18 protein-coding genes are annotated in these 19,385 nt (G+C 45.2%); 1 reads left to right on the top strand and 17 read right to left on the bottom strand.

Going from position 1 to position 19,385, the window contains the following annotated elements:
- Positions 1 to 195 precede the first annotated feature (195 nt).
- Positions 196 to 519 carry a DUF1540 domain-containing protein gene (locus H8Z79_RS01340; protein WP_015541983.1) on the top strand — a complete coding sequence of 108 codons (324 nt, stop codon included), beginning with the start codon at positions 196 to 198 and terminating at the stop codon, positions 517 to 519.
- Positions 520 to 592: 73 nt separating this feature from the next.
- Here the strand turns inward: H8Z79_RS01340 and ftsZ are convergent, their stop codons facing one another.
- The 17 genes from ftsZ to H8Z79_RS01255 form a co-directional block, all read right to left on the bottom strand.
- The gene (ftsZ, locus tag H8Z79_RS01335) at positions 593 to 1,744 is read right to left on the bottom strand and encodes a cell division protein FtsZ (RefSeq protein WP_015541982.1); all 1,152 of its coding nucleotides are present in this window, start codon (positions 1,742 to 1,744) and stop codon (positions 593 to 595) included.
- 146 nt (positions 1,745 to 1,890) lie between these two features.
- On the bottom strand, positions 1,891 to 3,135 hold the full coding sequence (locus H8Z79_RS01330; protein ID WP_118039389.1) for a cell division protein FtsQ/DivIB: 1,245 nt from the start codon (positions 3,133 to 3,135) through the stop codon (positions 1,891 to 1,893).
- A complete protein-coding gene (murA, locus tag H8Z79_RS01325) occupies positions 3,116 to 4,405 on the bottom strand; it encodes a UDP-N-acetylglucosamine 1-carboxyvinyltransferase (protein WP_334298094.1) in 1,290 nt (429 codons plus the stop codon). Before murA ends, H8Z79_RS01330 begins: the two co-directional genes overlap by 20 nt.
- Positions 4,406 to 4,577: 172 nt before the next feature.
- On the bottom strand, positions 4,578 to 5,933 hold the full coding sequence (gene murD, locus H8Z79_RS01320; protein ID WP_118039387.1) for a UDP-N-acetylmuramoyl-L-alanine--D-glutamate ligase: 1,356 nt from the start codon (positions 5,931 to 5,933) through the stop codon (positions 4,578 to 4,580).
- A gap of 21 nt (positions 5,934 to 5,954) precedes the next feature.
- Positions 5,955 to 6,911, bottom strand: a complete 957-nt coding sequence (gene mraY, locus H8Z79_RS01315; protein ID WP_015541979.1) for a phospho-N-acetylmuramoyl-pentapeptide-transferase — start codon at positions 6,909 to 6,911, stop codon at positions 5,955 to 5,957.
- A gap of 66 nt (positions 6,912 to 6,977) precedes the next feature.
- Positions 6,978 to 8,687 carry a peptidoglycan D,D-transpeptidase FtsI family protein gene (locus H8Z79_RS01310; RefSeq protein WP_225876910.1) on the bottom strand — a complete coding sequence of 570 codons (1,710 nt, stop codon included), beginning with the start codon at positions 8,685 to 8,687 and terminating at the stop codon, positions 6,978 to 6,980.
- A gap of 146 nt (positions 8,688 to 8,833) precedes the next feature.
- The gene (locus H8Z79_RS01305) at positions 8,834 to 10,990 is read right to left on the bottom strand and encodes a penicillin-binding transpeptidase domain-containing protein (RefSeq protein ID WP_330607516.1); all 2,157 of its coding nucleotides are present in this window, start codon (positions 10,988 to 10,990) and stop codon (positions 8,834 to 8,836) included.
- 105 nt (positions 10,991 to 11,095) lie between these two features.
- Positions 11,096 to 11,638, bottom strand: a complete 543-nt coding sequence (locus H8Z79_RS01300; protein ID WP_015541977.1) for a hypothetical protein — start codon at positions 11,636 to 11,638, stop codon at positions 11,096 to 11,098.
- 39 nt (positions 11,639 to 11,677) lie between these two features.
- Positions 11,678 to 12,622 (bottom strand): 16S rRNA (cytosine(1402)-N(4))-methyltransferase RsmH, encoded by a 945-nt coding sequence (gene rsmH / locus H8Z79_RS01295; protein ID WP_118039385.1) that lies wholly within the window; start codon positions 12,620 to 12,622, stop codon positions 11,678 to 11,680.
- Between the two features lie 36 nt (positions 12,623 to 12,658).
- Positions 12,659 to 13,090, bottom strand: coding sequence for a division/cell wall cluster transcriptional repressor MraZ (gene mraZ, locus H8Z79_RS01290; RefSeq protein ID WP_015541975.1), 432 nt, complete (start codon positions 13,088 to 13,090; stop codon positions 12,659 to 12,661).
- A 261-nt stretch (positions 13,091 to 13,351) separates the two neighbouring features.
- A complete protein-coding gene (gene lgt, locus H8Z79_RS01285; protein ID WP_118039384.1) occupies positions 13,352 to 14,452 on the bottom strand; it encodes a prolipoprotein diacylglyceryl transferase in 1,101 nt (366 codons plus the stop codon).
- A gap of 53 nt (positions 14,453 to 14,505) precedes the next feature.
- A complete protein-coding gene (gene ychF, locus H8Z79_RS01280) occupies positions 14,506 to 15,603 on the bottom strand; it encodes a redox-regulated ATPase YchF (RefSeq protein ID WP_118039383.1) in 1,098 nt (365 codons plus the stop codon).
- A gap of 162 nt (positions 15,604 to 15,765) precedes the next feature.
- Positions 15,766 to 16,584 (bottom strand): HAD family hydrolase, encoded by an 819-nt coding sequence (locus H8Z79_RS01275; protein ID WP_118039382.1) that lies wholly within the window; start codon positions 16,582 to 16,584, stop codon positions 15,766 to 15,768.
- Positions 16,581 to 17,513, bottom strand: coding sequence for a GTP-binding protein (locus H8Z79_RS01270; RefSeq protein WP_118039381.1), 933 nt, complete (start codon positions 17,511 to 17,513; stop codon positions 16,581 to 16,583). The genes H8Z79_RS01275 and H8Z79_RS01270 overlap by 4 nt, the downstream gene beginning before the upstream one ends.
- Positions 17,514 to 17,541: 28 nt before the next feature.
- Complete coding sequence (locus H8Z79_RS01265; RefSeq protein ID WP_118039380.1) at positions 17,542 to 18,144, bottom strand: GDSL-type esterase/lipase family protein; 603 nt, start codon at positions 18,142 to 18,144, stop codon at positions 17,542 to 17,544.
- Positions 18,145 to 18,167: 23 nt separating this feature from the next.
- Entirely contained in the window at positions 18,168 to 18,701 is a 534-nt protein-coding gene (locus tag H8Z79_RS01260) for a M48 family metallopeptidase (protein ID WP_207726308.1), read from the bottom strand.
- Between the two features lie 24 nt (positions 18,702 to 18,725).
- Positions 18,726 to 19,385, bottom strand: a complete 660-nt coding sequence (locus tag H8Z79_RS01255) for a thiamine diphosphokinase (protein WP_118039379.1) — start codon at positions 19,383 to 19,385, stop codon at positions 18,726 to 18,728.

The raw sequence follows: 19,385 nt of genomic DNA, 5'->3' as shown, positions 1-19,385 counted from the left end.
AGGTGAGAGTGTAACTCTGCTTTGTTTTCTTCACGTACTTATATAAGATATCATGTCTTTTATATGATGTCAAGTTTTTTATTATATTATTTTTTGTATTATTTTTTGTATATTTTTCTTCGACCTGCAAATACTACTCTTTGCATGGATCTTTATGATTATGTCATTTTATCGATCAATAAGGAGGTTACAAGCATGACTATTCTGAACTGTTCTGCAACAAAATGTATTTACAACGATAACAGACTCTGTTCCCGCGGTGATATCGAGATTACCGGTGACAACGCACACCGTGCAGATGAAACAAGCTGCGGAAGCTTCCGCGACCGTACGACAGCTGCCATGCAAAACAGCGGTACCGAACACTGCGGCTGCGAAAAGATCAACATCGACTGCAAAGCACAGGAATGCACCTACAACAACAAATGTAACTGCACCGCCTCTGCCATTGATGTAGCGGGATGCAGTACCGATGGCTGTAACGAAACAAAATGCAGCACCTTTGCCTGTAAATGCTGAAAATCAAATACCATGATGTAATGCCAAAAAAGAGACGCTGCTGATACAGCGTCTCTTTGTCTGTCGAATTGATTTATCTGTTTCTTAAGAAATCCGGAATCTGGATGTCCTTTTTCTGTACAGTGCTGGTCGGAACTTTACCTGTGTAAGAACCACTGTTCATAGTCGGAAGGCTGAAGCTTGGCATAGTCATATTGCCGGCCGGTGCTGCAGAACCTGTTGTGGATTTACGTACGGTAAATGGTGTCGTATTACTTCTGCTTCCAAATGGAGTTGTCTTTGCTGTTGTGTCGGATAATCCGGTAGCAATAACTGTGATTCTTGCATAATCTGCAACAGAATCATCATACATGGCACCAAAGATGATGTTTGCATCTTCGCCTGTCAGTTCCTGTACATAGCTTGCTGCATCGTTTGCATCCATAAGAGAAATATCACCGGAAATATTGATGATAACATGAGTTGCTCCCTTGATGGTTGTCTCAAGAAGCGGGGAAGCTACTGCCTGCTGAACAGCTTCCATGGCTTTGTCGTCTCCTCTTGCTTCTCCGATACCGATATGCGCAATACCTTTATCTGTCATAACTGTCTGTACATCGGCAAAGTCAAGGTTGATCAGTGCCGGCAGATTGATCAGGTCTGTGATGCCCTGAACTGCCTGCTGCAGAACTTCGTCTGCTTTGCGGAGTGCTTCCGGCATCGTTGTACGGCGATCTACAATCTCCAGTAATTTGTCATTCGGGATGACGATCAGTGTATCAACAGCTTTCTTCAGATTTTCGATTCCGGAAAGAGCATTGTTCATACGTGTCTTTGCTTCGAAACGGAAAGGCTTCGTAACAACACCTACGGTGAGGATTCCCATTTCTTTGGCTGCTGCTGCGATTACCGGAGCAGCACCTGTACCGGTACCACCTCCCATACCACAGGTAACGAATACCATGTCAGCGCCTTCAATCAACTGTTTAACTTCTTCTATGCTCTCCTCGGCTGCCTTCTGGCCAACTTCCGGCTGTGCGCCTGCGCCGAGACCCTTTGTAATCTTTTCACCAATCTGAAGTACTGTTGGAGCCTTGCAAAGTGTCAGAGCCTGTTTATCAGTGTTTACACCAACAAATTCAACTCCTCCGATGGCTTCTTCAACCATTCTGTTTACTGCATTATTTCCAGCTCCGCCCACGCCGATTACAATAATCTTAGCGGAGGACTCAGCTTCATTCGACATAATCTCTAACAATGTACTTCCTCCTTTATTTTCCTGACATTAGCGTATCAGGCTACATATAGATATATCATATATTTTTTTTTTGAATTAATCAACCACTATTTTGGTTTTTTTATACTTTTTTCACGATTATTCGCCATGTATAGCTATTCGTAATCACTTTCATCTGAGTATCCGGAATCCCATCCATCATATTCTCCATCAGACTCATCGCTGTAGCTGTCATCTTCCGAATAATCCCGGTCTTCATCCGAGTTATCGCTTTCAGACTCATCAGAACTGTCTGTAGAATCCGTACCGCTGCTTCCCGCATTGTCCGGCATCGGTCCTACATAATTGCCGTCCCGGTCATACTCGCTGACACCGTCGAAGCCGCCGGATTCGTTGTAGCCGCCCTTCCAGTCTCCGAAACTGTCGATCAGTTCCTGTGTCGGTTCTGCGCCAACGTAGTTCAGATCCGCGTCATATTCACCGGAACCTGTATAATCGCCTTCTTCATCATAGCCGCCGATCCAGTTTTCTTTTGCATAATCGAGCTCTGTCTTCGGTTTCGCTCCGACGTATTTGCCATTCTCATCATATTCACCGTCACCGGTATAATCGCCATTCTCGTCGTAACCGCCTGTCCAGTTCTCGGCTGTCACTTCTTCCTCTTCCTTCTCAAAGGTAACGGTCTTGGAAGATTCCGTGATATTCTCCATATGAAGGATTCCCTTCTCACCGGTGATCTGCGGAAGGATCGCGATCGTTCGGTTCATCTTATCTTCCAGATAGCGGTCCTTTCCCAGTTTTACCGTAATGTCGCCGTATATCAGATTAATCGAGTAATCTTCATCCAGCTCAATGTAATCCGGTATCATATCATTTTTTGCAAAGATCGTAGATAACGCAACTGCTGTATTCAATACCGCATCCTTGATCGGAAGTTTCTCATTCATAACAGTTTTCTTGACGGTAATGCCCTCGAAATACGGCACATCTTCATCTCTCGTCCTGCTGCTTTCGATAAATTTGCCATTACGGTCAAAATAAATATAACTGTCAAGATACGGAATACAGCCGACCACATTTTTTTCTTTCACACCGATCACGATGGAATTTCTTCCTGAACGGCTGACGGAATACGATTCCACATACGGCACATTCTCCACTTTTGCTTTGGAACATGTAATCGGTGCCAGTATCGAATTCGAGGAAAAAGCCCCTGTCAGAATCATTTTTTTCAGCTCTTTCTTACTGTAGTGGGTATTTTCCATAACTTCGACATGCGTTACATGAAAAAAAGAAAAGAAAAAAATAATCCCGGCGAGCAGAATTACCCCAACTGCCAGCCCGGTCTTTTTCGCTGCACTTTTTGTGAATTTAATTTTTTTATAATTGGATGTTCTCATAAAAAACAGTACCTATATCCTCTGTTATCAAACCGCCTAATTTCTTAAGGTCGCCGCCTATGTCCTCATATCCGCGCCGGATAAAAGAACATCCGCGTATCACTGAACTTCCCTCTGCTGCAAGCGCCGCCACCAGAAGTGCCGCGCCTCCTCTGAGTTCCTCTGCATAAACACAGTTTCCATGCAGTCTTCCTCCACAGACAACTGCTGTGTTTCCGTCCACCCGAATATCTGCGCCCATTTTGCATAGTTCATTGCAGACCTTAAAACGATTTTCAAATATATTTTCTTTTATTATGCTTTTACCGGGAACAGTTGCCAGAACCGCCAGAAGCGGTGACTGCAGATCTGTGGGAAATCCCGGATAGACCTCTGTCTCCAGAAACGGAAGGGAAAAGCGCACCTGACTTCCGTCCGCTATTAGTTTACCACTGTTCCATTCATATTGTCCACCCATTTTCCTATATACTTGAAGGAAGGCATCCAGTTCCCCCTCCGGTGCATTCTCGATCACGATGCGTCCTCTGGTAGCGGCGGCTGCACAGAGATACGTACCGGTCACGATCCGGTCCGCCGGAATCTGCATCTTCGTACCGCAAAGTTTTTCTGTTCCCTCGATGCAGATACACTCCTCTCCTGCTCCTTCAATCTTTGCCCCCATTGCATTCAGGAAACGGCAGAGCCATACGATTTCCGGCTCTCTGGCACAGTTTCGAAGAGTGGTAGTGCCTTTTGAAAGCGCCGCACACAGAATTGCCTGTTCTGTTGCTCCGACGCTCTTCTTTGAAAAAACAATTTCCGTCCCGCAAAGCTTTTTACAGGATACCATTATTTTTTTCGCTTCTTCTTTTATTTCCGCCCCAAAACACCTTAATACATAAAGATGAAGATCCACCGGCCGCTTCCCGATCACACAGCCGCCCGGATAGCCGATCTCTGCCCGCTGATTTCTGGCAAGGATCGGCCCCAGAAGAATGATTGAACTGCGCATCCTGCCGCTGTATGTTTCCGGTACATGACTTCCGTCCGCATGGGTACAGTCCAGATACAGATCATGATCTTCCCACCACGTTTCTGCCCCCAGCGCCCGAAGAATTTCTTCCATATAAAAAACATCCGTGATTCGCGGACAGGCTTTCAGTACACTGATGCCACGATAAAGAAGCGCGCCCGACATCAGCGGCAGCACCGTATTTTTAGAACCCTGAACGGTTATATTTCCATGAAGACATTTTCCCCCGATTACGTGAATTTCATCCAACCATTCCACTCCCTCAGGGACTCTTACTGATATTATATGCAAAAAGACCAGATCCCGTTCATATCCAAGCGGGGTCTGGTCTTATGAAATCAATATTGCAACTGTTCAGTACCTTTACAGTTACGAGTCAAAATGCATTCCGAATCACCTTTGGTGATAGCATTTTGCCTTGTCACAGCGATCACAAGTTTCTGACATATTCTTTAAACATATCTCCACGCTGTTCATAATTGTCAAACTGTCCCCAGCTTGCACATGCCGGTGAAAGAAGAACGGCATCTCCCGGATTTGCCTTTTCTGCACATACCTTTACTGCCTCTTCAAGATTTTCACATAAGATGCACGGACATACGCTGAGGCGCTCTGCTGCCGCCTTTATCTTGTCACGTGTCTGGCCGATCAGCACCAGATAACGCACTTTGCCGTCGAACGCATTCAGCCATTCATCATAGCCGGAACCTTTGTCATAACCGCCGCCGATCAGAAGTGTCGGGCGGTTCATTGCCTGAATGCCTTTGATTGCAGCATCCGGATTGGTTCCCTTGGAGTCATTATAATATACAACGCCATTTTTCTCTGTTACATATTCGATACGATGCTCCACTGCAGTAAATTCACAGATGCTCTTACGGATGCTTTCCACCGGAACACCTGCGTAATATGCCATTGCAGATGCAGCCATGACATTTTCGAAATTATGCTGTCCGAGAAGTTTGAGTTCTCCGGTACGCACCAGCGGAATCTCTTCTTCGGAAGTTTTCAGGATAATCTGATCACCATCCAGATAAATTCCCTCTTCAAGCCTGCGTACACTTGAGAAATATACAACCTTAGGAGTAATATTCCGACCAAACTCACGAAGAACCTGATCTTCATAGTTCAGGATACAGAAATCGTCCGCTGTCTGATTCTTAACGATCAGTTCTTTTACACGGATGTATTCTTCCATCGTATGATGTCTGTTCAGATGGTCCTCTGTAATATTGAGGATTGCACTGACCTTCGGTGCAAATTCTTCGATTGTCTCAAGCTGAAAACTGCTGATCTCCGCTACTGTCGTAGTATTATCCTGCATCTCCAGTGCTTTGGAAGTATATGGGGTTCCGATATTTCCGACAACAAAAACGGACTCCTCTGCATCACCCATGATCTTGCCAAGCAGCGCAGTTGTCGTCGTCTTACCGTTCGTTCCGGTAATTGCAAGCACTCTTCCCTTACCTGTGCGATAAGCAAGCTCGACTTCTCCCCAGACCGGAAGCCCCTGCTCATAAAAGCTCTTTACAATCGGGATATCGGTCGGTACACCGGGACTTAATACAACCAGATCCAGTGCTTTTCTTACTTCTTGCGGAAGCTCTCCCGCATATACTCTGATATCTTTACAGTGTTTTACTTTATGTACTACAGCCTCTTTGTCGAGGTCTGCATTTCCATCATAGATGACCGGCTCTGCACCGACCTGTCCGAGAAGTTCGGCTGCACCGATCCCGCTTTTGCCGGAACCGAATACAAGCACCTTTTTTCCCTGCAAATTCATAATAATTCCTCCTTGTGACATTTACATTGCCAGAAGTGCGATCAGACACATAACTGCGGTGATCACAGAAAATACGGCAACGATTCTTGTCTCTGACCATCCACACAATTCAAAGTGATGATGGATCGGCGCCATCTTAAAGATACGTTTTCCGTGAGTCGCCTTAAAATACGTAACCTGGATCATAACGGACAGTACTTCTACAAGATAGATCAGTCCGATCAGCAGGATAAACAACGGCATCTGCATCATGTAAGCAGCCCCCGCAACAAATCCGCCCAGAGCCAGAGATCCTGTATCACCCATGAAAACTCTTGCCGGATATACATTAAACAGAAGAAATCCCATCAGGCCGCCGACTACTGCTCCTGTTACCGGTTCGATACCGCTTCCGATACCGATGGAAACAACAGTAAAGAAAACTGCAACGATCAGCGTTACACTGGATGCCAGACCGTCAAGTCCGTCTGTAAAGTTAACACCGTTTACAGTGCCTATCACAGCAAAAAAAAGAACCGGGATCGCCAGCCAGCCAAGATTAAGATAATGGTTCGGCCAGAACGGGATACGCATCGCAAGATCCACATTTGTATAGTTCAGTATATAATATACAAAGATTCCGGTTACAACGACCTGAAGACCAAATTTCTGCCATGCCAGAAGACCATCAGAACGTCTCAGGACCACCTTGAGATAATCATCCAGAAAACCGATGATACCAAATCCCAGTGTCAGAAACAGTACCGGAATCACATTCGGATAATCCTTTGCATAAAACAGGGTCGTCACTACGGCTGCAATCAGGAAGATCACACCTCCCATGGTCGGAGTACCTGCCTTCTTCAAATGTGACTGTACACCTTCTACACGCTCCGTCTGTCCCATCTTGAGTCTTCTCAGAAACGGGATGACGATCGGTCCCAGAATCACGCTGATCGCAAATGAGATCAGTACCGGGAATACAACTTGAATATTCATCCTCACACCTCTTATCATTCTTTCGTTTTTTATCACGTTTGATTATAAGGCTTTTACATGGATTTATCAACCCTCACGTACCGGACTGTCTGTGATTTCCACTGTTTTTTGCCGGTCGATTCCAAGATATGGAAGTACATTTTCAAAAATGCTCCTGACGACCGGCGCCGCGATCGTGCCTCCATAATAGATTCCCTGCGGATCATGGATGATGCAAAGTGCCAGTATCTTCGGATCATCGGCTGGTGCAAAACCAAGAAACGAAGAAATATAACGGTTTGCGCTTCGTGGAAGTGTCTGGGAAGTTGCAGTCTTACCTCCGATCCGATATCCCTCGATCGCAGCATTTTTGCCTGAACCTTCGGATACAACTTTTTCCAGTATCATACGCACGGTCGCTGAAATTTCCTCCGGCAAAATTCCCGTCTCCACCGGATATTCAAGTTCTCTGACTGTTTCTCCTCCCGGACTCTCAACCGCCATGCCAAAATGCGGAGTGATGCGACGACCTCCATTGATCAGGGAACTTACAGTTGTTGCAAGCTGGATCGGCGTAATCTGAAATGACTGCCCGAAAGAAACAGTTGCCAGCTCCACTTCACCCATATTTTCCATCCTGTGCATGATCGTACCTGCTTCCCCCGGAAGGTCAATTCCTGTTTTCTTTAAAAGGCCAAACTGTCGGAAATAGCTGTAATATTTATCTACTCCGAGGCGCAGTCCCACCTCAATAAACACAGGGTTACAGGAATTTTCCGCTCCCTGCACAAAATTCTGTGCTCCGTGTCCCCGCCGGTTCGCACAATGGATCCGCCGGTCTTCTACCAGCTTATAGCCCGGACAGTAAAAAGAATCATTGACAGAAACAACACCTGCCGCAAGCCCTGCGGACATCGTGATGATCTTAAATGTGGAACCCGGTTCATATGTATCGTTCAGACAGGGATTCCGCCACATCTGATTGAGCAGATCCTGTTTTTCTTTTTCACTCATTCCATCAGTACTGACATCTGTATTCAGTGTAAACGGCTCGTTCAGGTCAAATTCCGGCACATTGACGCAGGCATAAATTTCTCCGTTCTGCGGATTCATAAGCAGGATCGACACGCGTTCTGCCTGCTTTTCTTCCATGACTTTTTTTGCTGCCTGCTCCGTATATTCCTGAATACATGCATCCAGGCTGATCCGAAGATTGTATCCCTGCTGTGGTTCTTCTCTGTTTTCACCGATTCCGTCCAGTTCAATCCCACGTGCATCTGTTGTCGTCAGAATCTTGCCTGCTTCTCCTTTCAGGATTTCATCATACTCCACTTCCAGACCGATAATACCCTGATTATCACCGCCGGTAAATCCCAACACCCTTGATGCCAGACTCCCAAACGGATAATAACGTTTGTAGTCTTCATCCACTTTTATCCCGGCAAGTCCGGCATTTCGTATCTCGTCACCGGTCTCTTTCTCCACATTTGTTTTAATCCGCTCGATGGAAGAAACTTTTTCCACCCTTTTGCGTACAGTTTCTTCCGATATCCCCAGTTTTTTCGTAAGCAGGCGGATGATTTTTTCAGGATCTTTTATCTGACTGTGTATCACCGAGACCGTACATACCGTTTTGTTCGCCGCAAGTACTTTTCCGGCCGCATCCAGGATCTTTCCTCTTGCAGCCTTGATATCACGCTCTCTCTCATGCAGATCCTCCGCTTTTTCGTAATAATAATCCGAGCGGAATCCCATCAGATAGACCAGCCTTCCGATGAGTCCCACTGTCATCGCCATGCAGAGCAAAAAAACGATCCATACTTTTCTTTTGTGAAAAGTATAATTTTTTTTATAAAATACATTCTTTTTTTGCACAAAAAATCCCCCGGGCAATGTCATAATAATATATGACACATTCCTGGAGGATACTTCTGTTATTTTATTTAGTCAAGTCCGGCTTCTTCGTTCGTGATGCCTTCACTTTCCATATCGTTGTTTTCTGTTGTTTCGGATTCATCCTCTTCAGGTGGTGCCGGTACATTTGTATCAGAGATTGCCTCTTTCAGTGTGTCTCCGGATGATGAATCACCTGTCGAAGTGATAATGTGTGTAGATAAAATGTACTGACCATTGTCGTCAAGCTTGTGCTCTCCGTTGTCATCCAGCAAATAACCGTTCTCATCGATACGGTTTCCTTCCAGATCCACGCGGTTTCCGTTTCCGTCTACCAGATTTCCCTGCTCATCCACACTGCTTCCGGATACATCCACCAGATTTCCCTTAAATTTTTCCCAGAGTTCTGTCTCAGGCACACTTCCGTCTTCGGATTCATCCGGAGTGACATTCAGGTACGAAAGAAGTTCTGAAAGAATACCCTGTGCGATATACTGTGGATATTTACTGTCTGCCTGATCTTCTGTGTTCGGTTCATCTACAACGACATAGAGAAGTACCTGCGGATCATCTACCGGTGCAAATGTAATAAAAGAAACCAGATATTTACCGTTTCCTCGCGGAAGTTTTTCCGCGGTACCTGTCTTACCACCGGAGCTGTAGCCCTCTACCTTGGATGTCCGGCTGGTACCTTCCTGCACACTGGCTTCCATGTAAGAACGGATATCTGCGGAAATCTCAGAAGATACAGTCTGTTTCATCAAAACCGGATCGATCTTTTTGACCGTGGAACCATTGCTGTCACGAATTTCTGTTACAAGATGCGGCTGATAATAGGAACCGCCGTTGATAACCGAACACATCGCATTGATCTCCTGGAGCATCGTACAGGTAAATCCCTGTCCGAATGCAGAGCAGGCAAGCTCAGTCTCTCCCATTGTTTCTTCTGTATGAATTACACCGGATCCTTCATTCGGAAGATCGATTCCCGTACGGGATCCGAAGTTAAATAACGTCTGTGCTTTCAGGAACTGCTCTGTTCCCATTTTTGCTGCAATCTGCATCATTGCATCATTACAGGAGTTTGCAATTACATCTCGGAGAGCTTCTGTTCCATGTGCATCCGGCCATACCGCACACTTGATGTACGTATCACCATTTGCACCAAAAGTCTGTCCACCGTCACAGTTGAATGTATCTGACTCGGAAATCTTACCCTTTTCAAGTGCTCCTGCCATGACGATCGGTTTTACTACTGAACCCGGCTCATAGGTCTCGGTAATGCAGAAATTGCTCCACATGGAGTTCAGTGCTTCTACCGTCTCCTCATCATTCATCGCGGCGATTTCTTCTTCACTGTGTTTACCGGACAGATCACGCGGATCATTCAGATCATAGCGGTCTCCGCCATCCATGGCAATGATTTCACCCGTCGAAGGCTTCATTGCGATCACACCGATGTTCTTGGCTCCCATTGCAGTTTTAAATCCGTTGACATATTTTTCAACAATCTGCTGTGCACCGACATCCAGTGAAGTCACGATACTCTGTCCGTCTTTTGGATCGATGATCGTCTGCTCTACATCGGAATTGTCATTGATATATCCATACTGGCGGCCGTCAGCGCCCATCAGAGTACTGTTGTAGTAGCTTTCCAGACCTACATCGGCAATGTCACGTGCCAGAGTAAATCCGACTGTATCACATGCAAGATCATTAAAAGGATACGTACGAAGATAATCTTCTTCAAACCATACGCCCTTGACATTGCTGCGCTCTGCTTTCTGTGCATCTGAAAGCTCGCTGTCCTCTCCCGGTGTCTGGTAATCTTCAAACGCTTTCTTTTCATCCATGGAAATCTGTTTTTTGATGATCTGGTACTGGCTGTTTTTTGTATCTTCCGCTGAAAGCTTCGAACGAATGTCTTTTTCATCCAGTCCGAGAACATCCACCAGTGCCCTCACGGTAGGCTCTGCATAATCCTCATCGGAATTGACAGTTTTGCAGTCAAGAATCACATTATAGACCTTCCGACTTGTTGCGAGAATATTGCCATTCCGATCGTAGATGTCACCACGTTTTGCCGGAAGCACGTTGCTCTCGTATTTCTGCTGTGCCTGTGTCAGCACCTGTTTCTTGTATTTTTGCCCGCTTGTGGCATTAATATATGTAATCCGCCCCAGCAAACAAACTAAAGCTAGTAACACTACTGCGAATAGTCCTACTAGCTTTCCTCTCATCAAGTGATTAATTTTTTTCTGAGGTTTCCTGTGATTCCTCTGTCTGGTATTACTCAAATTCTCACCTCTTGTTTAATGCACATCCTGATACTGTCTTACATAACTGTTACTCGGCATACTGTATGTCTTTTTCTGGTCATCTGTCGGATAATTCATACCCAGACGGCCGATTGCGAGTTTTTTGATGGTGTTCAGGTCTACATCCGAAGTCACCTGACTTTCGTATGCATTATTATCTTCTTTTACCTGCGATAATTCTGTCTCCAGAGCTGCGACAGTCTTCATTTTGCCTGTAAGATCTGATTTGAGCTGCAGATAATTCACACAGCAAAAAAGTACTGCCACACTGACAACTGCAAGGAACAGTACAAAACCACGTCCCATACTCTTTGCTTTCTCTCTGTTTCTCTGTGCCTCCAGACTGAGCTGACGGGATTTCTCTGCTGCACGTTCCTCGCGGACACGTTTGGCTGTCTGCACTCCTGCTGTCTGATATTTTCTTGCAGGTACTTCCTGAAGTCTCCGTGCGGCATTTCCGTCCACGTACATTCCGCGGACATTTCCTGCGTTTGTTCTGTTTTTTCTGGATGTGACCGCTCTGTTTGTCCTCTCCATCTCTGACTCACAACTTTCTATCTAAATTACTTCTTACTTCTATTTTTTATATCTTCGCTCAAAAATCCTCAGCTTTGCACTTTTTGATCGCGGATTTTCTTCCATCTCGACCGCACTCGGCAGGATTGGTTTTCTTGTAATGACTTTTCCTTTGGATTCCTTACCACATACACATACCGGGAAATCCGGCGGACATGTACACGGATTTTCATTTTTGCGGAAAATCGTCTTTACGATCCTGTCCTCCAGGGAATGGAAAGTGATGATGCAGATTCTTCCGCCATCATCAAGCAGATTGATCATACCATCCAGGGATTCTCGAAGGACATCCAGTTCACGGTTCAGTTCGATTCGGATTGCCTGGAAAGTTCTCTTTGCAGGATGCCCTCCGGTCGCCTGAATCTTCATCGGAATGGACTGACGGATAATCTCTGTCAGTTCTCCGGTTGTCTGAATCGGTGCCTTTGCTCTCGCAGCCACAATATGCTTCGCAATATTTTTTGCAAATTTATCTTCTCCGTAATCACGAATGATCCGGTAAAGTTCTTTTTCGTCGTAGCCATTGACAATGTCAGCGGCTGTGCGACTCTGTCTCTGATCCATTCTCATGTCAAGCGGTGCATCTACCCTGTAGGTAAAGCCACGTTCTTCGTTATCCAGCTGATAAGATGAAACTCCCAGATCAAGAACGATTCCGTTGACTTTCTGAATACCCAGATTCTTAAGTTCATTTACCATGTAACAATAATTGCTGCGAATGATCGTCACCCTGTCCTCATAGGCAGCCAGTCTTTCACTCGCAGCAATTATCGCATCTTGGTCCTGATCTATGCCAATAAATCTCCCCTTGGCAGAAAGTCTCTGACACACTTCACTTGCGTGCCCCGCTCCTCCCAGAGTTCCATCCACGTAGATGCCATCCGGTCTGATACTCAGACCTTCAATGGTTTCATCCAGTAATACAGATTTGTGTTTAAATTCCATATCCGTCTCCTGTGGGATTTCTTTCCGGCGTAATGCTCAGATGATGATACCCATATCCTGCATTCCCTCTGCGATACTGTCCATATCATCATAATCGCAGTTCTCGCTCCACTTTTCTTTGCTCCAAACTTCAATGCGGTTCAGATTTCCGGTAAGTACAACGTCTTTTTCCAGACCAGCAAATTCCCGTAACGTCTGTGGTACAAGGATTCTCCCCTGCTTGTCCAGTTCACAGTTCGTCGCACCTGCTACAAAGAAACGTGTGAAGGTTCTGGCGTTTTTATTTGTAAGTGGTAAGGCTCTGAGTTTTTCTTCAAAGGCTTTCCATTCGTCCATCGGATAAATAGAAAGACAACCATCAAGTCCCTTGGTCAGTACGAACTCTTCTCCCAGGAGTTCCCTGAACTTGGAAGGGATGATCAGACGCCCCTTCGCGTCGATTGTATGATTGTATTCGCCCATGAACATTTTACTCACCTACTCTCTCAGATACGATTCTCCCCTTCGTATCCTCGGATGGAAACGGTGGAATCTGCCACATTCCCTCCATCTGCCACCACTATTCACCACTTTCTACCACTTATATTGCCATTCTACCCTATTTACCCCTAAATTACAAGTGGGAATCGTAGATTTTTTCCAAACAATTCAGTACTTTGAAAGTTATATTTTGATTCTGTTACAAAAAAAAGCTCCCCACGTCATAAACATGGAGAACCTTTTGCTCATTTATTCAGTTTGATCATGATCCGGTCCAGTTTCCGGCTGAGCGGAAGCTGCTTCTGAAGATCCTTCCTGCTTTTGATCTTCCTGTTCAGTCTTCCCTGAAGGCTCCGGAGCCTCCGGCCTGTCCAGGATTTCCTTAAATTCATCCTGAATACTTTCAAAGTTCTGAACATCCGTAAGTCTGCTTCCATCCTTCTTTTCGTCCGGTGCATATGCCTCCTCTCTCCTGCGACTGCGAAGTGCATTACGCTTTCTGGAGAGGATATGACGTACCAAAGCCGTCACTCCGCAGACCAGAAAGAGCACTGCAGATACAAGAAGGGAAACGGATATTTTAGTTCCCGGAATATACAGGCTGTCTGTACGGAGCCATTCGATTCCACATTTGCCCAGTCCATATCCGGCAAGATAGCACAGGAAGATTTCTCCCTGAAAACTTTTTCTTCTGCCAAGGATCAGAAGAACGATCAGCAGAAGAAGACACCAGATACTCTCATAGAAAAACAGCGGGTGTACCTGTATAAAAGGTTCATCAAGTACCATCACCAGATTGTCCCGCATCTGTTTGGTCACTGCGCTGCTGTGAACTGATTCCAGTGGAATCTGCATTGCAAAAAGACTGTCTGTATACTCGCCAAAGGCCTCTCTGTTAAATGCATTTCCCCATACACCTATTATCTGCCCTGTCAGCAGTCCTATACTGACAGTATCTGCCATTTGCCCAAAAGAAACTTTACGTATCTTACAGTAAATAAATCCGGCCAGTGCACCACCGAAGATCCCACCATATATTGCAAGTCCGCCCCCACGGATATTAATGAGATCTGTCCACGGCTTTCCGCTGAAAGACTCCCACGAAAATGCAAGATAATACAATCTCGCACCGATCAGCCCGCCGATCAGTGAGACAAGTACCATTCCCAGATAGAGATTCGGGTTTTCTTTATGCTTTCTGACCTGAAGCATGATAACCGCAAGTCCGAGAAGCATTCCAACCGCAACCAGTATCCCATATACTGTGATCTCAAATCCGAAAACCGTAAACGACTTATTCATCCCCTCAAAGTAAGCACTGATATTAGGAAATCGAATTGAAAGATTCATAAAACACCTTCCCTTATTCCGGATCTTAAACAAGATCCTTTATCTGTGATCCATTATACATTGAATCTGAACAGTATCACATCTCCATCCTGCACGATGTATTCTTTACCTTCCATACGTACAAGACCTTTTTCTCTTGCACCTGCATAAGAACCACAGTCAAGAAGATCCTGATAATTGACAACTTCTGCCTTAATGAATCCTCTTTCAAAGTCTGTGTGGATCTTACCTGCTGCCTGAGGTGCTTTTGTTCCGGTTTTGATCGTCCACGCACGTGTCTCATCTTCTCCGGATGTCAGAAAGCTCATCAGTCCTAGAAGGCTGTAACTTGCTTTTACCAGTTTCTCAAGACCGGATTCTTTCAATCCGAGGTCTTCGAGGAACATTTTCTTTTCGTCATCATCCAGCTCAGAAATTTCTTCTTCGATTTCTGCACAGATTACGAACACTTCGCTCTTCTGCTCTGCTGCATATTTTCTTACTGCCTGTACATGAGCGTTGGATTCACCGTCATCTGCCAGATCATCTTCACTTACATTTGCGGCATATATCACTGGTTTCCATGTAAGAAGATTGTATGTTCCCATCCATCCTTCTTCATCCTCACTCTCAAGTTCCATAGTGATTGCCATGTTACCGTCTTCGAGATGTTTCTTAACTTTCTGAAGGAAATCAAGCTCTTTGGCAGCTTCCTTATCCATACGTGCTGTCTTGGTTACTTTTGCAATTCTTCTTTCAAGAATTTCGATATCAGAGAAGATCAGCTCAAGGTTGATTGTCTCGATGTCGCGAAGCGGATCAATGCTTCCGTCTACATGGATGACATTCGGATCTTCGAAGCAGCGGACTACATGTACGATTGCATCCACTTCACGGATATTTGCAAGGAACTGGTTACCGAGGCCCTCACCCTTGGATGCGCCCTTTACCAGGCCCGCAATATCAACAAATTCGATAACAGCCGGTGTCACCTTCTTAGAGTGGTAAAAATCTCCGAGCAGTTTCAGTCTTTCGTCCGGAACAGTAACCACACCGACGTTTGGGTCGATGGTACAGAACGGATAATTTGCGGATTCTGCTCCTGCTTTTGTCAGTGAATTAAACAGTGTACTTTTGCCTACATTTGGCAGTCCTACGATTCCAAGTTTCATTTTCTATATTTCTCCATTTCGTATTTTATTATTTTAAATTCATACTTTCACAATTTTATCACACACCGGAAAAAAAGTCCATATCTCCCTCTGTCAGGGTATCAGTCTTCTTTCAGAATAGGTTGCTGTTCCCTCCGTTCACAGCAATCTGGTCAAAATCCATTAACTCAGAATAAACTTACGTATGATCTCTGCCACACCATCATGATTGTTATCATGTTCGGTAACATAATTTCCATATTCCGCAATGCCCGGATATGCATTACACATAACTGCACCAATATGAGCAGCCTTCAGCATTTCAATGTCGTTCTGCGCATCCCCTGCTGCGACGGAATTTTCGATCGGTACCCCAACATAATCACAGAACCATCTGACCGCAAAGCCTTTTGAAATACCTTCCGGTACGATTTCCTGATAACGGTCATTTGAAAAGAAGCTCTGTACTTTTCCGGCCAGCGGTGCAATGACCTCTTTCTGGAATTTCAGATTTTTCTCTCTTTCTTCGCTGGTAGTAAGTGCAATAAGTTTATAGGGATCTTTCGGCACTACTTCCTCTGCACTTGCCACGATCTTATACGGAAGCCGGTTCACTGCAGCATACTGCTTTAATTCTTCCGTTTCTCTGACACAGAGGATTTCCGTATCATTGTATCCCTGAATATGCAGGTCGCGTTTCAATGCTTCGTTTATAATATCAACCGCAATTTCCCTCGGAAATGTTTTGCCGTAAACTGTTTTTTCATGATATGGATCATATATCTGCCCGCCATTGAAGCAAATCACATAACAGCCTTCCTTGACAAGTCCTGCTTTCGCTGCACAGGCCCGGGCACTTGCAAGCGGCCTTCCCGTGCAGACCACGATCTTGTGTCCTTTTGCGAGGGCCTCATCGATAGCCGACTGATTTCCCGGGGTAACTTCTTTTGCATCGTTTAATAATGTTCCATCCAGATCTGTAAATAAAACTCTTATACTCATTTTTTCAAATATCCTCGTATCTTTTCTTCATTCATCTGTTCGCCTATGACGATCAGTACATCCTGTCCCGCTTCCAGCGGGTGCATCGTCAATTCATGGGCAGTCGCATTTAACTCCTGCCATATATCTTCGTCTTTCAAAAATCCCTTGATGCGGAAGACCTGTCCGCATTCCGGATCTTCAAAAATTTTCCTTACTGCTTCTTTGACTTTTATCGGAGAAATTCCTTCGTCCATCAAAAACAGTGACTGGAAGATCTCGTCCTGATCTACATACATTTTTTCATAATCTTCTACCTGATAACCGGATTCTGAGATTTTTTTGTAATCATTTTCGGTAAAATCTTCCCAGTCACCACAAATCACTTCATCTTTCAAAACTCTTTTGCAGTGTATTGTCTCTAAGGCACGGTTAATATGTGCCACCGTATCCTTTATCTGTTCCTCTGATGCCAGCTGTGTACGGCTCAACAAAATACAGCCTGCATTTGCCGCCTCCGATGCCAGAATATAATCCGCACCTTCTGAAAGTTTTTCTTCCAGACATGCATCCACCACGGTAATGACATTTCCGATCTGATACCATTTATCCAGTGGTTCTTCGTGCAGTGCATCAAAAAAATCATCAACGTCAAAGATTCCGGACGGTTCGATCAGCACACGGTCATATCCGCACATTCCCATAGCAATAAGCTTTGTGCGAAAACGTCTCCGGTAACAGTCTTTATCGCATCCGCCTGCAACCATTTCCAGCTCGCAGTTTTCACCTTCCAGTTCCCGAAGGAGCATCATATCTACATTGATTGCGCCAAAATCATTTTCCAGTATACCGATATTCTGCCCCTGTTCCATCAGGTAACGTGCATATTTTTTGATAAATGTAGTCTTTCCCGATCCGAGAAATCCTGTGATCAGATCCACTTGTACCATATTACGCCTCTTTCTTAGTCTCTTAAGTTTATATCTTTATCTCTTCACGGATTTTTTCGGCAAACTTCCTATGTCCTTCCTCTGTGAAATGCACACCATCATAAATGGTCGGAATATCCCATCCACTTGCATCTGTAAAAGCCACACCAACACGACGTGCGATTCTCTGATATTCTTTCCCAAGATTACGGGATTCCACAAGAAGTTCCGGGCGATCCACCCACGCTCCTTCTTTCATGGCCGGTGGTGCGATCAGTCGAAGTTTCATTTTACGGCTTGCAAGCCCTGCTTCTTCCATAAGCCTTTTCAGAAAACGTTCCATACGCTTCGCCACATCAACAGCTGTAAAATCCGGATTTTCGAGCAGATCATTGCTCCCCAGCATTACCCAGAGCCATACCGAATTCGGCCGTCGGTGCCAGTCACGCACCTGGTCACAGGCAAACTTCACCGTACTGACCGTATGCGGAATACTTCTTCCGTTTACTCCGTGATTCTCAATTTTCCATTCTGTTTCTGCATCCAGAATTCCAGTCCAGCATACATCCTTCGGATATCGCCCCTCCATCTGGTCATGTGGATCATAACCATACGTATTTGAATCTCCATAACAGATAATTGTTCCCGGCATATTCTCCCTCTTTTCCTAATGGGTCATCCCAGCTGTCTTCCCAGTATTTTTAATTTTTCCCGTCGCTTGCGGTAATCCGGCAGTTCCTTTTCGACTATTGCCCAGAAATGCGGCGAATGATTCATCTCTTTGCGGTGCGCAAGTTCATGAACAACTACATAATCCAGAAGTTCCGGCGGCATCAGAAGCAGTTTCCAGTTAAAATTCAGGTTTCCGGCCGAACTGCAGCTTCCCCACCTGGTCTTCTGCTCCCGGATTGTAATGCGGTTATACGTAACTCCCATACGCTTTGCAAAATATGCTGTACGCTCCGGAAAAATTTTCTTTGCCCGTAGTATACCATCCCGCCGTTCTTCTTCTGTAATGACATGCACCTGTTCCCTGTATTTTTCAGCTTTTTTCTGCTGTGTCCTGATCCAGTCTTCATGCTCCGTCACAAATCTTTCGATTCTGTACTTTGCCAGACGAAGCGGTGCGCGAACTACCACGCTGCCATCCGTTTTTATCTGAATCGTGAGTGATTTTCTTCCGGAACGTATCAACTCGTATTCTGTCAAATCTTTCTCCACTCCGTTCTGTCATCAGTCTCTTGTCATCAACATCAGAAGAGATTTCCCGTCAAAAGACACAACGGCTTCTTCCGCTTCGATTTCATTGCTGACAGTAAGCCCACTGTCCGAAACTCTGAGATGATAGTGGTCTAACGGATACTTAACTCCCACAAGTGTCAGTCCCGGCATATCACCCTCAAGAGAAAAGAATGACACATATTTGCCAAACTGTTCCTTTTTCTTAAGTACTGTACCGCTCTCAACCAGTTTCATGTAATTCCACTGATCGATCAATGTAATATCCGTGCCCCGCTCTCTGCCGAGCACCAACAGTCCGAAATTTGCAAGCAGATGGTCGATTCGATTGCCGGTCGCTCCAAAAATCGTGATATTTTTCGCCCCTCTGTCAATCGCAAAATTTACTGCAGACTGCGTATCAGAATCATCCTTTTCCGGTTTCAGACGTACGATCTCCGTCTCTTTCAAACTATCCAGATACTTCTCTCCTGCTGCAGAAAGACTGTCAAAATCTCCGACTGCTACATCCGGCACCCAATCTGTTTTGATAAAAAACTCCACACCTTTATCTGCTGCGATCAGGCATACATTTTCTTTTTTATTTTTCTGTAAAAAATCGAGGGCAAAATCTCTCTGGATATTGCCCCCGCTTACGATGATCACATCTTTCAT

This window comes from Blautia intestinalis (assembly GCF_014297355.1).
Classification (GTDB): domain Bacteria; phylum Bacillota; class Clostridia; order Lachnospirales; family Lachnospiraceae; genus Blautia_A; species Blautia_A intestinalis.
Note: the sequence above shows the minus strand (reverse complement) of the source record. Positions and strands in the feature narration are given on the sequence as shown.